The organism is Micromonospora sp. NPDC005367 (assembly GCF_040606825.1).
GTDB lineage: Bacteria > Actinomycetota > Actinomycetes > Mycobacteriales > Micromonosporaceae > Micromonospora.
Genome location: NZ_JBEXFP010000007.1, coordinates 128,279 through 141,593 on the forward strand (window position 1 = coordinate 128,279; position 13,315 = coordinate 141,593).

14 protein-coding genes are annotated in these 13,315 nt (G+C 72.8%); 5 read left to right on the forward strand and 9 right to left on the reverse strand.

From position 1 onward, the window contains the following. Positions 1-77 precede the first annotated feature (77 nt). Both ABZS42_RS07885 and ABZS42_RS07890 read left to right on the forward strand, forming a co-directional pair. On the forward strand, positions 78-815 hold the full coding sequence (locus ABZS42_RS07885) for an HAD-IA family hydrolase (protein WP_355143225.1): 738 nt from the start codon (positions 78-80) through the stop codon (positions 813-815). Positions 816-1,011: 196 nt separating this feature from the next. Beyond that, positions 1,012-1,923 carry an EamA family transporter gene (locus tag ABZS42_RS07890; RefSeq protein ID WP_355143181.1) on the forward strand — a complete coding sequence of 304 codons (912 nt, stop codon included), beginning with the start codon at positions 1,012-1,014 and terminating at the stop codon, positions 1,921-1,923. Here ABZS42_RS07890 and ABZS42_RS07895 read toward each other — a convergent pair. From ABZS42_RS07895 to ABZS42_RS07920, 6 genes are all read right to left on the reverse strand, one after another. Then, entirely contained in the window at positions 1,886-2,812 is a 927-nt protein-coding gene (locus ABZS42_RS07895; protein WP_355143182.1) for a diacylglycerol kinase, read from the reverse strand. The two genes, ABZS42_RS07890 and ABZS42_RS07895, sit on opposite strands and share 38 nt — an antisense overlap. Positions 2,813-2,886: 74 nt before the next feature. Further along, a complete protein-coding gene (tatC, locus tag ABZS42_RS07900) occupies positions 2,887-3,780 on the reverse strand; it encodes a twin-arginine translocase subunit TatC (RefSeq protein WP_355143226.1) in 894 nt (297 codons plus the stop codon). 81 nt (positions 3,781-3,861) lie between these two features. Continuing rightward, the gene (gene tatA, locus ABZS42_RS07905) at positions 3,862-4,179 is read right to left on the reverse strand and encodes a Sec-independent protein translocase subunit TatA (protein ID WP_355143183.1); all 318 of its coding nucleotides are present in this window, start codon (positions 4,177-4,179) and stop codon (positions 3,862-3,864) included. A 224-nt stretch (positions 4,180-4,403) separates the two neighbouring features. Then, positions 4,404-4,652, reverse strand: a complete 249-nt coding sequence (locus tag ABZS42_RS07910) for a hypothetical protein (protein ID WP_355143184.1) — start codon at positions 4,650-4,652, stop codon at positions 4,404-4,406. Between the two features lie 10 nt (positions 4,653-4,662). Continuing rightward, entirely contained in the window at positions 4,663-5,703 is a 1,041-nt protein-coding gene (locus tag ABZS42_RS07915) for a YafY family protein (protein WP_355143185.1), read from the reverse strand. Continuing rightward, a complete protein-coding gene (locus tag ABZS42_RS07920) occupies positions 5,700-6,698 on the reverse strand; it encodes a WYL domain-containing protein (RefSeq protein ID WP_355143186.1) in 999 nt (332 codons plus the stop codon). Before ABZS42_RS07920 ends, ABZS42_RS07915 begins: the two co-directional genes overlap by 4 nt. 126 nt (positions 6,699-6,824) lie before the next feature. Between ABZS42_RS07920 and ABZS42_RS07925 the strand changes: the two genes are divergently transcribed. Both ABZS42_RS07925 and ABZS42_RS07930 read left to right on the forward strand, forming a co-directional pair. Next, the gene (locus tag ABZS42_RS07925; protein ID WP_355143187.1) at positions 6,825-7,826 is read left to right on the forward strand and encodes a cation diffusion facilitator family transporter; all 1,002 of its coding nucleotides are present in this window, start codon (positions 6,825-6,827) and stop codon (positions 7,824-7,826) included. A gap of 83 nt (positions 7,827-7,909) precedes the next feature. Beyond that, positions 7,910-8,995: a DUF3866 family protein gene (locus ABZS42_RS07930; protein ID WP_355143188.1), complete on the forward strand. Its 1,086-nt coding sequence runs from the start codon at positions 7,910-7,912 to the stop codon at positions 8,993-8,995. 594 nt (positions 8,996-9,589) lie between these two features. Here the strand turns inward: ABZS42_RS07930 and ABZS42_RS07935 are convergent. Beyond that, on the reverse strand, positions 9,590-9,796 hold the full coding sequence (locus ABZS42_RS07935) for a hypothetical protein (protein ID WP_355143189.1): 207 nt from the start codon (positions 9,794-9,796) through the stop codon (positions 9,590-9,592). A gap of 99 nt (positions 9,797-9,895) precedes the next feature. Further along, positions 9,896-11,254, reverse strand: coding sequence for a Pup--protein ligase (gene pafA, locus ABZS42_RS07940; RefSeq protein WP_076471849.1), 1,359 nt, complete (start codon positions 11,252-11,254; stop codon positions 9,896-9,898). 136 nt (positions 11,255-11,390) lie between these two features. Here pafA and rfbB point away from each other — a divergent pair, with 136 nt between their 5' ends. Further along, positions 11,391-12,368 carry a dTDP-glucose 4,6-dehydratase gene (rfbB, locus tag ABZS42_RS07945; RefSeq protein WP_355143190.1) on the forward strand — a complete coding sequence of 326 codons (978 nt, stop codon included), beginning with the start codon at positions 11,391-11,393 and terminating at the stop codon, positions 12,366-12,368. Between the two features lie 84 nt (positions 12,369-12,452). Here the strand turns inward: rfbB and prcA are convergent, their stop codons facing one another. Continuing rightward, complete coding sequence (gene prcA, locus ABZS42_RS07950; RefSeq protein ID WP_355143191.1) at positions 12,453-13,274, reverse strand: proteasome subunit alpha; 822 nt, start codon at positions 13,272-13,274, stop codon at positions 12,453-12,455. Positions 13,275-13,315: the final 41 nt, after the last annotated feature.

Genomic DNA, 13,315 nt, shown 5'->3' on the forward strand with positions numbered 1-13,315 from the left:
CGACCGGATGGGCCGTCGGAGGCGGTCGGTAGGGTGCACACGTGCCGGAGCAACCCGAACCGTCCCAGACCCCCACCGTGGGCGGCGCCGACGCGGTCGCCCCCCGACCCCGGCCGTCGCGCCGGCCGGTGAAAGCGGTGCTCTTCGACTTCCACGGCACGCTCGCCCAGGTGGAGGAGCCCCTGGAATGGGTGCTCAAGGCCGCGGCGACGTGCGGGGCCACCCTCGACCGGGTGAAGGCCACGATCCTGGCCGACCGGCTGCTCACCGCCGGTAGGGCCGGTGGTCCGCTGCCCGCGCGGGTGCCGCCCCGGTTGGCCGAGCACTGGTCCACGCGGGACCTCTACCCGCACGCCCACCGGGCCGCCTACACCGGCCTGGCCGAGACGGTCGACGCCGGCATCGACGGGCTCGCCGACGCGCTCTACGAGCGGCTGCTCCTGGCCGAGGGCTGGGTCCCCTACCCGGACACCACCCCCACCATCGCGGCGCTGCGCGAGGCCGGCATCCGGGTGGCCGTGGTGAGCAACATCGGCTTCGACCTGCGGCCACATTTCGACGCGTGGCAGCTCACCGAGCTGGTCGACGCGTTCGTGCTCTCGTACGAGGTGGGGCGCTGCAAGCCCGATCCCGGCATCTTCCTGCGTGCCTGCGGGATGCTGGGCGTCGACCCGGAGGAGACGCTGATGGTCGGCGACTCACCCGCCGACGCGGGAGCCGCCGCCGCGGGCTGCGCCGTGCTGGTGCTGCCGGCCGCCGACCCGGGCCGGGAGAACGGTCTTGGCGCGGTCCTCGACATCGCCCTGCCGGCCTGACCTCGCCCCGAACTGCCGCGGTGCGCGACGGGCGTGGACGGTAGGACCGCCACGGGCGGCACCAGCACGTCACCCACCGGCGAGACCGGAAGCCCGGTGAACAGCCGGCACGGCGGCAAGCCTCGCGACGAGGGCTGGCTCACCTCCGAAGGAGGCGACATCCGCCCAGCTCGCGACGGCCCCTAGCGTCCCCGGCATGACCGACATGCTGATCGCCGACCGGCCGGCGCCGGGCGCCGCACCGGCCCGCCGTACGAACGCGGGAGCGGTCGGCCTGGTACTCGGCGGGGCGCTGTCGGTGCAGTTCGGCTCCGCGGTGGCCACCATGCTCTTCCCCCGTACCGGTGTGGCCGGCGCCGTCACCCTCCGGCTGGCCATCTCCGCCGTACTGCTGCTGGTCGTCTGCCGGCCACGGCTGCACGGGCACGACCGGGCGGACTGGGTGGCCGCCGGCACGTTCGGGCTGATCCTCGCCGCGATGAACTCGATCTTCTACCAGGCCATCGAGCGGATCCCGCTCGGTCCGGCCGTCACCCTGGAGGTGCTCGGCCCGCTGGCGCTGTCGGTGTTCACCGGGCGCCGGGCGGGCAGCTGGGTGTGCGCCGGAGTCGGCCTGGCCGGTGTGGCGCTGCTCGGCCGGGGCGGCTTCGACCGGCTCGACCCGCTCGGCGCGGCCCTCGCCCTGGTCGCCGGCGCGGCGTGGGCGGCCTACATCGTGTTCAGCGCCCGGGTCGGAGCCCGCTTCCGGGGTGCCGACGGGCTGGCCGTCGCGCTCGTCGTCGCTGCGGTGCTGACCCTGCCGGCGGGGTTGGCGACCGCCGGCACGGTGCTGCTGGACCCGTCGGTCCTGGCTCTCGGGGTCGCGCTGGCGGCGCTCGCCTCCGGGGTGCCGTACACCCTCGAACTGCTCGCGCTGCGGCGGCTGCCCACCGCCACGTTCGCGGTGCTCATGAGCCTCGGCCCGGCGGTCGCCGCGCTCGCCGGCTACCTGGTGCTCGGCCAGCAGCTGACCGTGCTGGAGGTGGTGGCGATCGCTCTGGTCATCGCCGCCAGCATCGGTGCGGTGCGGGTCAACGCAGCAACCGCAGCGCGCCCGGCACGGCGGTGACGGTCACCGGCAGGTCCAGCGACCGCTCGCCGTCGGCGTACGTCGTGATGCCCTCCGCGGCCAGCTCCACCGTACGCACCCGGTAGCTGCTCACCAGCGGATGCCGCAAATGGGTGCCCTGGTAGATGCTCGGCTTGACGCGGATCAGGGTGCGCCGGTCGAGCCGCCCACCGACGACCACGTCGAGCAGACCGTCGGTCGGGTCGGCGTCGGGGCAGATCCGCATCCCGCCGCCGTAGCTGGGGCAGTTGCCCACGGCCACCAGCACCGCGTCCAACTCGTACGGTTCGCCGTCGAGGCGCAGCTTGTAGCGGCGCGGACGCAGCCGGGCCAGCTCGACCATGATGGCCAGGTCGTACCGGCGGGGTCCGCGCGGCCACCGCATCCGGTTGGCCCGCTCGTTGACGATCGCGTCGAAGCCGGCGGCGAGCACCGCCCCGTACCAGCGCGGCGGCCCGGTGGGGCCGGTCAGGCGGGCCAGGTCGATCGGGCGGGAACGACCGGCGTGCAACGCCCCGGCGATCACCTCGGCGGCGGCGAGCGGGTCGGTCGGGTAGCCGGTGTCGGTGGCGAAGTCGTTGCCGGTGCCGGCCGGGATCGGCCCGAACGGGATCGAGGTCCCGGCGACGGCCTGCAAAGCGCGGTGCACCGTGCCGTCGCCGCCCACGGCCACCAGCGCGGCCACTCCCCCGGCGACCGCGGTGCGGCAGACAATCTCGGCCTGCTCGGCGCTGTGCGCCTCCAGCAGCCGTACCTCCCAGCCCGCGGCGGCCAGCCGGGAGATCAGCGGTGCGAGCAGACCGCGGTGCCGGCCCCGGCCGGCGGTCGGGTTCATCAGCACCGCGACGGGACCTTCGGGATCGACGGAGGGGTGATCGACCACGGTCATGGCGAGCAACCTACCGGTACGGCGAACGCCGCCCGGTCCGGGCGGCGTTCGTCATTCCAGTGCGGGTGACCGGCTCAGGTCATGTCGTCGTAGCGGCGCTCGATCGGCGTGGGAGCGGTGATCGGTTCCGGCGCGTCGATCGGGTCGGCCGCCTCGACCTGCTGCCCGGCCTCGACCGGCTCCGGGGTCAGGTCCAGCGGCGACACCTCGTCGTCGTCGATGCCGGCGTAGATCTCCTTGCCCCGACCGCGCCGCTTGTCGTTGAGGAACGCGACGCCGACCGCCACGAAGTAGAGCAGGCATAGCGACGCCGCCAGCAGCGTCATGCCGAACGGGCCCGGGTCCGGCGTGGCGATGGCCGCGAAGGCGAACGAGATGAAGATGACCACTCGCCACCAGCTCAGCAGTCGGCGTGCGCTCGCCACCCCGGTGAAGTTGAGCATCAGCAGGATGAGCGGGAACTCGAACGCCACACCGAACAGCAGGATCATGTTCGTGACGAAGGAGATGTAGCGGGTGACCTCCAGTTGGCTGTCGGTCCCCGTCACGCCCGATTCCAACAGGAACGTGAGGCCCTTGTCCACGACCAGGTAGGCCAGCACCGCGCCGCCAGCGAACAGCGGCGCCGCGATGGCGACGAAGACGTACGCCCACTTGCGCTCGTGCCGATGCAGGCCGGGCGCGATGAACGCCCAGAGCTGGTACAGCCACACCGGCGCGCCGACGATCAGGCCGATCCACAGCGCCAGCTTCAGCCTGAGAATGAAACCGTCCGCCGGTGACAACAGCAGGAACTTGTGACACTCGCCGGACGCGTCGATCGCGCCCGGCAGGTTGCAGTACGGTTCCTTCAGCAGGTTGAACGCCGGCCGGGACAGCACGAACCCGACGATCAGGCCCGCCACGATCGCGAGCGAGGCGCGGAAGAGCCGGGTGCGTAGTTCCCGGAAGTGCTCGATGAGGCTCATCGAGCCGTCGGAGGCCCGGTCGAAATTGCTCGGGCCGCGCTTACGCAACGCGAAGGCCGCCACCGTCTTCGGGCCCCTCGATCAGTTGTCGCGGACGCGCTGCACCGGGTCGACGACCGGCTGCTGCGGCGCGGCCTGGTACGGCGCGGTCTGGGGCTGCTGCGGGCCGGCCTGATACGCCTGCTGCGCGCCCTGCGGCGGAAGCGGCTGGTATCCGGCCTGCGCGTCGGCCTTCTCGGCCAGGTCGCGGTCGTCGTCCTGCAGGCTCTTGGTCTCCGCCTTGATGATCCGCAGCGAGCGGCCGAGCGAGCGGGCCGCGTCGGGGAGCCGCTTCGCGCCGAAGAGAAGGATCAGCACGACCACGAGGATGGCGATGTGCCACGGCTTGAGGGCACCCATGGGAAGCTCCAGTCGCTTGTGAGACAGCAGGGGTGTGTCGGAGCCCATCGTACGTGCGTGTCGGCCCGATGCCACCCGTCGGGGCGGAGGTGGTTCGCCCCGACGGGTGAAGTGTTGACCAACCCGGGATGTCCAGTCAACAGTCGGTGACCGATCGTTCCCGGAAGGTCCATTCGGATCGCGCCGCGCGGGATCCGGTCGATCGCCCGCACTGCGGTGGCCGCTCAGGCGTGCCGCTTCGCCTTGATCAGCTCAAGGCGGCGCTGGGTGGTGGCCAGCTGCCCCTGCAACCCCTCGGACCGTTGCTGCAGCGCCTGGGCGGCCCCGGCGAGTTCGAGTGCCTCGGCCTGCCGGCGCTGCAACGTCAGCGCCGCCCGGTGCAGCCCCGGCAGGCGGGACAGCACCCCCCGCACGGCCGCCGCGAACAGGACGAGGGTGGCCAGCACCACCGCGAGCACGATCCACCACAGCACGGCCGTCAGCCTACCGGGAGCCCGCGGTCATCGCCGGGTCGGCGGCGGCCGGTTCCGGATCGCGTCGGGCCGCCGGTGTCGGCCGGGCGTACGCCTCCAGGGCGGCGCCCGCCGCTGCCCGCACCTGCTCGGCCAGCTCGGCCGGCGCGACCACTGTCACGTCCGGGCCGAGGCCGAGGACGAACCGGCGCGCCCAGCCCAGGTCGCTGACCCGCAGTGACACCAGCCACTGGTCGGCGTCACCGGGCCGGACGTCCTCGCACGGGTAGTACTCGGTGATCCACCGCTCGCCGCGACCGACCCGCAGCGTGATCAGTGGCAGGTCGGGAGAGGGCCGGAACGCCCCGTCGCTGAGATCGTGCGGACGGGCCTGCGGCGGCACCACCGCCGGCTCGTCCAGCTCGGCGACCGCGTCGATCCGATCGGCCCGGAACAACCGGACCGCTTCCGCCCGGCGGCACCACGCCTCCACGTACGCCCGGCCACCGACCATCAGCATGCGCAGCGGGTCGATGGTGCGTTCGGTGGTCTCGTCCCGGGCCGCGGTGTAGTAGGTGATCCGCAACGCCCGGCCGCCCTCGACGGCCCCGCGCAGTGCCTCCACGTGCCTGATGTCGGCGGGCAGCCGCACCTCCACCGGCGCGCCGACCAGGTCGCCGGCCGCGCTCTCGATCTTGGCGAGGGCGCGTTCCACCGCCTCCCGGTTGGTCACCCCGGGCGTCTCGGCGAGCATCCGCAGAGCCACCACCAGCGCGAGCGCCTCGTCCGGGGTGAGACGCAGTGGGCGATCGATACCGGCGTCGTAGGTGATGGTCACCCGGTCGCCGTCGAAGGCCATGTCGATCAGGTCGCCCGGCCCGTACCCGGGCAGCCCGCAGACCCAGAGCAGTTCCAGGTCCTCACGCAGCTGCCGCTCGGTGACGCCCAGGTCCTCGGCAGCCTCGGCCACCTCGATGCCGGGGCGGGCCAGCAGGTAGGGCACCAGGTTGAGCAGCCGAGCCAGCCGGTCGGCGGAGGCTCTCGAGCCGCCCTTGGCGGCGGGTCGGGTCATCTGGTGCCTCCGGCGGTTGCCAGGTCGTCGTGCCGGGTCGCGATCTCCTTCAGCCGTTGGATCACGGCTTCACGCACCTCGGGCGGGTCGAGCACACGTACGTCCGGGCCGTAGCCGACGAGATGGCCGGCGAGCGACTCCGGGTCGGCGTACGGCAGGACCAGTCGGTCCCCGTCCGGCCCGGTGACAATCTCCACCGCCCAGCGGCGCAGCCCGGCGGCCCGCCCCGGCGCCGCGAGAACGGTGGCCCGCCCGGTCCGTTCCACCGGCCCGGACCAACGCGCGACGTGGCTGATCAGGTCGACTCCCGCCGGCGGCTCGTACGCTCCGGGCTCGCCGGTGGCCCGCACCGAGCCCACCACGCGGGAGAGCCGGAAGCAGCGGGTGGCGTCGCGATCCAGGTCGTGGCCGACCACGTACCAGCGGCCGCGCCAGCAGACCACGCCCCACGGTTCGAGCCGGCGACGGGTCGGCGCGTCCTGGTCGGGCACCCGGTAGTCGAAGCCGACCACCCGGCGGTCCCGAGCGGCGGCGGTCAGCGGAGCGAACGCCGGATCCACGGTCACCATCGGCTCCAGGCCGAGAGTGGCCTGCGGATCGACGTCCACCCCGGCGGCACGCAACTTCGCCAGCCCGGAGGACGCCGCGGCGGCGAGCCCCGCATGCTGCCAGAGCCGGGCGGCGATGCCCACTGCAGCCGCCTCGTCCGGTTCGAGGGGGATGTCGGGCAGGGCGTATTCGCGGCGGGCGATGCGGTAGCCCGGCTCGGAGTCGAAGACACTCGCGGTGCCGGTCTCCAACGGGACACCGAGCTCGCGCAGCTCGGCCTTGTCCCGCTCAAACTTGCGCTGGAACGCCTCGTGGTCACGGCCGTCGTCCGGATCGTGTTCGTAGCCGGGCACGGTCGCGGCGATCTGCGCGGCGGTGAGGAACCGGCGCGTGGAGAGTAGACAGATCACCAGGTTGACCAGGCGTTCGGTACGGGTACGGGACACGCATAGACGCTAGCAGCCGACGCGACGCGGGCGTGCACCCACGCGGGCGCAACGTGCGGTGAACGTCGGACCCTCAGGTACGGCTCCCGCGCGGCGTGCCCCGGGCCGGGGCCATAGGGTCGTCTCATGGCACAACCGGAGGTCAAGACCGAGAGCGCCGGTACGGTCGTCGTGGCCGGCGCGGCGAACCTCGCCATCGCGGCCGCGAAGCTGGTCGCGGGCCTGATCTCCGGCTCCGCGGCGATGCTCTCCGAAGCCGCCCACTCGGTGGCCGACACCACCACCGAGGTGCTGCTCTTCACGGCCCTGCGCCGCGGCGCGCGGCCGGCGGACGCCCGCCACCCCTTCGGCTACGGCAAGGAGAGCTACGTCTGGGCGTTCTTCGCCGCCCTGTTCACCTTCGTCGGGGGCGCCGGCTTCGCGATCACGCACGGCATCACCACGATCCTCGTGCACGAACACAGTGGCAACTTCGTGATCTCGTACGTGGTGCTCGCGGTCTCCTTCGTCATCGAGGCGATCTCACTGGCCCGGGCGCTGCGGCAGGTGCGCCGTGAGTCCAAACGGTGGGGCACCACGCCACGCCGCTTCCTGCGTCTGACCGCCGACACCACCGTCAAGGCGGTCTTCCTCGAGGACAGCGCCGCGCTCATCGGGCTGGTCCTGGCCGGGTGCGGTGTCGCGCTCTCCGAACTCACCGGCGACGAGCTGTGGGACGGGATCGCCTCGGTGCTGATCGGCCTGCTGCTGCTGGTGGTGGCCGCCATCCTGGCGTACAGCAACCTGTCGCTGTTGGTCGGACGCGCGGTTCCGGAACTCCTCCAGCACGAGATCGAGCGGTCCCTGGCCGGACTTCCCGAGGTGGACCGCGTCGGCATGCTCTTCACCATGCAGCTCGGCCCGGAGGACATCCTGGTCGCCGCCAAGGTCGACTTCCACGACGAGGCGACCGGAGCGGACATCGAGGCCGCCGCGGACGAGGCCGAACGGCGGCTGCGGGAACGGTACCCGGAGGTCCGGTACCTCTTCCTCGACCCGACCCACTCCATGCCCGGCGCCACCGCCCGAACGTACGGGGAACCGGAACCGCCGATCGGCGACGGTCCCGTCGACCCGGGCCGCCGCTGACCCGGCCCGGACCCGAGGTGGACGGGTCCGTCTCGTGGACCCGGTGCCGGGGAGTCCGGGACGCGGACGCTAGCGTGCCCGTCATGGTGCGATGGCGATCCGGGACGGTGGCGGCGCTGCGGCGGCAGTGGGCCGGGGCGGTGGAGCTGGACGTGACGCTCCCCGACGGCTCGCCCATGCGGGCCCTGGCCTACCCCCACCTGGTCGGCCACCCCGAGCCGGGCGACCGGGTGCTGCTCAACGCCGGCGCGCTGCTGATGGGACTCGGCACCGGCGGGTACGCCCTGGTGGTGGCATTGCCGGACCGGTTGCCGCCGGACCCGCCGCAGGCCGTCGACACCCGCGACGCCGGCCACCTGGTGAAGGCCCGCTACACCCCGCTGCAGCCGATCCTGCTCGGCGTCGACGAGGAAGCCTCGCCGCACCGGGCGGTCCTGGAGACCGCCGAGGACCTGGGCGGCATGCCCGCGGTCACCGCCGACCTGCACTCGGCCCTGCCGGCCATCCTCGCCGGCATCCGCGCCGACGCGCCCGACGCCCGGGTCGCGTACGTGCTCACCGACGGCGGGGCCCTGCCGGCCTGGTTCTCCCGCACCCTCGCCGGGCTGCGGGACGAGCTGGCCGGCACGATCAGCGTCGGTCAGGCCTTCGGCGGCGACCTGGAGGCGAGCACCCTGCACACCGGCCTGCTCGCCGCCCGGTACGTGCTCCACGCCGACGTGGCGGTCGTCTCGCAGGGTCCGGGCAACCTCGGCACCAGCACCCGGTGGGGCTTCTCCGGCGTCGCCGTCGGCGAGGCCGTCAACGCGATCGCGACGTTGGGTGGGCGCCCGGTCGGCTCGCTGCGCATCTCCGACGCCGACGCCCGCCCCCGGCACCGCGGCGTCTCCCACCACAGCCTCACCGCGTACGGCCGGGTGGCGCTGGCCACGGCCGAGCTGGTGGTGCCCGACGGCCTCGACCCGGCGCTCGCCGCCGACGTCGACGCGGCGCTGGAACCGCTCGCCGCCCGGCACCGGATCGTCCGGGTACGCACCGACGGCCTCGACGCCGCGCTGCGGGCCGGCCCGGTGCCGCTGTCGACGATGGGACGGGGCCTGGACGCCGACCACGCGTACTTCCTCGCCGCCGCCGCCGCCGGCCGCCACGCCGCCACCCTGCTCGGCTGACCTCCCGGCGTCAGCGGACGACGGACCGCTTGTCCCGGGGCAGCCCGGCGATCACCTCCCGGGGCAGGTTCAGGGTGTCCGCCACCACCTCGGCCGGGGTGTTCGCCATCCACCGGGTCAGCGAGATGTCGGCGAACCGCGGCCCCGGGCTCCAGGGCCATGTCGACGCCGGACAGCGCCGTGGCGATCGGCAGCTCCCGCTGGGTGATCTCGCGGGTCCAGCCGCCCCGCTCGATGCGGGTGTGTGCGTCGGCGAAGGAGAACCGCATGTTCGGCAGCGTCCCCGCGTCAGTGCCCGGCGGTACGAGCAGGTCCAAGTTCTCCCGGTCCCGTGTGACGTCCCGCGGCCCGGGGTCACGCCAGCCCTCACCGGCCCGCTCCGGCTGCGGCGCCCTCCTATCGTTCATGCCAGGCTCCCGCCTCGTCGCGTCCCGTGGTCACCGACGCGGCGGGCAGGAATTCGTCGACCGCGACGACGACGGTGCTGGGGTACCCGCCTCGATGACCCGGCCGGGCCAACCGCCGGCCCGCGTGGGTCGCCGAACCGGACGCGCGACGGCGACGGTCTCGAGGCCGCCGCCGGGGTGCCGGAAGTCAGACGAGGAAGATCAGGGCGAGCCAGCCACCCACGATCAGCACCAGCGCGAGCGCCAGCACCCAGGTGGGCACCGTGTACTCACCACGCCGGTTCCGTTCGATCTCAGCGCGGATCTTCCCTCGGCGGCGTTCGACCCAGTTCTGGCGCTGTCGACCGCTCTCGGTGGGCTCTCGGCCCGACTGCGGGCCCGGCAATCTCGTCATGGCCCGGCAAGCCTACCGGGACGGCCGATCCTGACGACACACCACCACCAACCCGGCCGGCCCGGTGCGGTACGTCCCGCCGGGCCGGCCGGACGGCGGTCACATGCTCGCGATCAACCGCTCGACCCGCTCGTCGTACGCCCGGAACGGATCCTTGCAGAGCACGGTGCGTTGCGCCTGGTCGTTGAGCTTCAGATGCACCCAGTCGACGGTGAAGTCACGCCGCTTCTCCTGCGCGTGCCGGATGAACTCGCCGCGCAGCCGGGCACGGGTCGTCTGCGGCGGGGTCTCCTTCGCCTCGAAGATCTCCGGATCGGTCGCCACCCGGTCCACCTCGCCGCGGCGCTCCAGCAGCGCGTACAGGCCGCGGCCGCGGCGCACGTCGTGGTAGGCCAGGTCCATCTGAGCCACCCGCGGATGCGACAGCGGCAGGTCGTGCTTGCGCTGGTAGCGCTCGATCAGTCGCAGCTTCGTCACCCAGTCGATCTCCCGGGCCACCGGATCCAGGTCGCCGGTCTCCACCGCGCGCAGCACCCGGCCCCACAACTCCACCACCCGCTTGGCGGTCTGGTCGCCGCCGCGCCGCTCGACGAACTCGGTCGCCTTCGCCAGATACTCCTGCTGGATCTCCAGCGCGCTGATCTCCTTGCCGGAGGCGAGCCGCACCTTGCGCCGGCCGGTGATGTCGTGGGACACCTCGCGGATCGCCCGGATCGGGTTCTCCAGCGACAGGTCCCGCATCACCACCCCGGCCTCGATCATGCGCAGCACGATGTCGGCCGAGCCGACCTTGAGCAGCGTCGTGACCTCGTTCATGTTGGAGTCGCCGACGATCACGTGCAGCCGCCGGTAACGCTCGGCGTCGGCGTGCGGCTCGTCCCGGGTGTTGATGATGGGGCGGCTGCGGGTCGTCGCCGAGGAGACGCCCTCCCAGATGTGCTCGGCCCGCTGGGAGAGGCAGTACACCGCTCCGCGCGGCGTCTGCAGCACCTTGCCCGCACCACAGATCAACTGCCGGGTGACCAGGAACGGGATCAGGACGTCGGCCAGCCGTCCGAACTCGCCGTGCCGGGACACCAGGTAGTTCTCGTGGCAGCCGTACGAGTTCCCGGCCGAGTCGGTGTTGTTCTTGAACAGGTAGATCTCACCCGCGATGCCCTCGTCGTGCAGCCGCTTCTCCGCGTCGACGAGCAGACCTTCGAGGATCCGCTCACCGGCCCGGTCGTGGGCCACCAGATCGACCACCGAATCGCACTCCGGCGTGGCGTACTCCGGGTGGGACCCGACGTCGAGGTAGAGCCGGGCCCCGTTGCGGAGGAACACGTTGCTGGACCGGCCCCAGGACACCACCCGGCGGAAGAGGTACCGGGCCACCTCGTCCGGGGAGAGCCGCCGTTGCCCACGGTAGGTACAGGTGACGCCGTACTCGGTCTCGAGGCCGAAGATTCGCCGCTCCATGGTGTGACATTAGCCGCCCGAAGCCCGGATTGGGCAGGGCTCAACCGGGCGGCCTCCCTCGGCGCGCCGACACTCACGAGGTGAGCAGGCACCGACGGCGGCCCCACGCCATCGGCGGGTCGGTACCTTGGCAGCCGTGAAGATCCTCGTCACCGGCGGTGCCGGGTTCATCGGCTCGGCATACGTCCGGCGGCTGCTCACCGGTTCCGAGCCGCTGCTGCACCCCGACGCCGTCACGGTGCTCGACAAGTTCACCTACGCCGGCACCCGGGGCAGCCTCGATCCGGTCCGCGCCGATTCCCGGCTGCGTGTCGTGGCGGGCGACGTCTGCGACGGCCCGCTGGTAGACGCGGTCGTCGCCGAGCACGACGTGATCGTCCACTTCGCCGCCGAGTCGCACGTCGACCGCTCCATCGCCAGCGCGGCGCCGTTCGTCACCACCAACGTGCTCGGCACCCAGACCCTGCTCGACGCCGCGCTGCGGCACGGCACGAGCCGGTTCGTGCACATCTCCACCGACGAGGTGTACGGCTCGATCGAGCACGGCTCGTGGACCGAGACCGCGCCGCTGGACCCGAACTCCCCGTACTCGGCGAGCAAGGCCGGCGCCGACCTGCTCGCCCTCGCCTACCACCGCACCCACGGCCTCGACGTCGTGGTGACCCGGGGCTCCAACACCTACGGGCCGTACCAGCATCCCGAGAAGCTGGTGCCGCTGTTCGTCACGAACCTGCTCGACGGGCGTGACCTGCCGCTGTACGGCGACGGCGGCAACGTCCGGGACTGGCTGCACGTCGACGACCACTGCCACGGCATCACCCTCGCCCTGCTCAAGGGCCGGGCCGGCGGCGTGTACCACGTCGCCGGCGACGTCGAACTGACCAACCGGGAACTGACCCGGCGGCTGCTGGACGCCTTCGACGCCGGGTGGGAGCGGGTCCAGCCGGTCACCGACCGCAAGGGCCACGACCGGCGCTACAGCCTCGACACCGGCACGGCCCGACGTGAGCTCGGCTTCGCTGCGCACGTCGGTTTCGAGCAGGGGCTGCACGACACCATCGCCTGGTACCGGGACAACCGGGCGTGGTGGGAGCCGCTCCGGCGAAGGGCCTGACCGCGACCGCCGGCCGTTCCGACCGCGGCGCGGTCGAGCCGGCCGGCGGCTCGGGAATTCAGACGGTACGGCGCACGTCGACGCTCAGGACTCGTCCTCCGACTCGCGCCGCTCCAGGTCCGCCGAGGCCGCGGAGGTGGTCGGCTTGTGCGCCTCCCCCGTCGGCACCGCCGGGGTCTGCGGGCCGCCCGCCGGCTCCTCCGCCGCACCACCGTTCAGCAACGCGGTCAGCGCCGCCCCGGTGATCCGCCGGAACGTACGCCCGATCCGGCGGCGGTCGAGCACCGCCACCTCCAACTGGTTGGCCGCGATGGTGCGAGCCGCACCGCCCTCGCCGCCGACGCTGCTCAGCGCCTTCACGGCCACCTTCGCCGCCTCGCCCAGCGACATGTCCGGACGGTGTTCCGACTTGAGCACCCCGGTGATCGCCTCCGCCTGGCCGCCCATCGCCATCCGGCCCGGCTCGTCGTTGACCGAGCCGTCGTAGGTGAGCCGGTAGAGCTCGTCCTCGTCGGGCGTCGACCCGACCTCCGCCACGCAGATCTCCACCTCGAACGGCTTCGACTGCTCGGTGAAGATGGCGCCCAGGGTCTGCGCGAACGCGTTCGCCAGGGCCCGGCCGGTGACGTCCCGCCGGTCGTAGGAAAGCCCGTTCAGGTCGGCCATCCGCACGCCGGCGCGGCGCAGGTTCTCGAACTCGTTGTACCGGCCGACGGCCGCGAAGCCGATCCGGTCGTAGATCTCACTGACCTTGTGCAGGGCGCTGGAGAGGTTCTCGGCGACGAAGAGCACCCCGCCCTCGTAGCTCAGGACCACCGCGCTGCGCCCGCGGGCGATGCCCTTGCGGGCCAGCTCGGAGCGGTCGCGCATGATCTGCTCGGGCGAGGCGTAGAACTGCATGGCCACGGCGGCTGGTTCTCCTTAGCGCTGTGCGAGACGACTGCTGA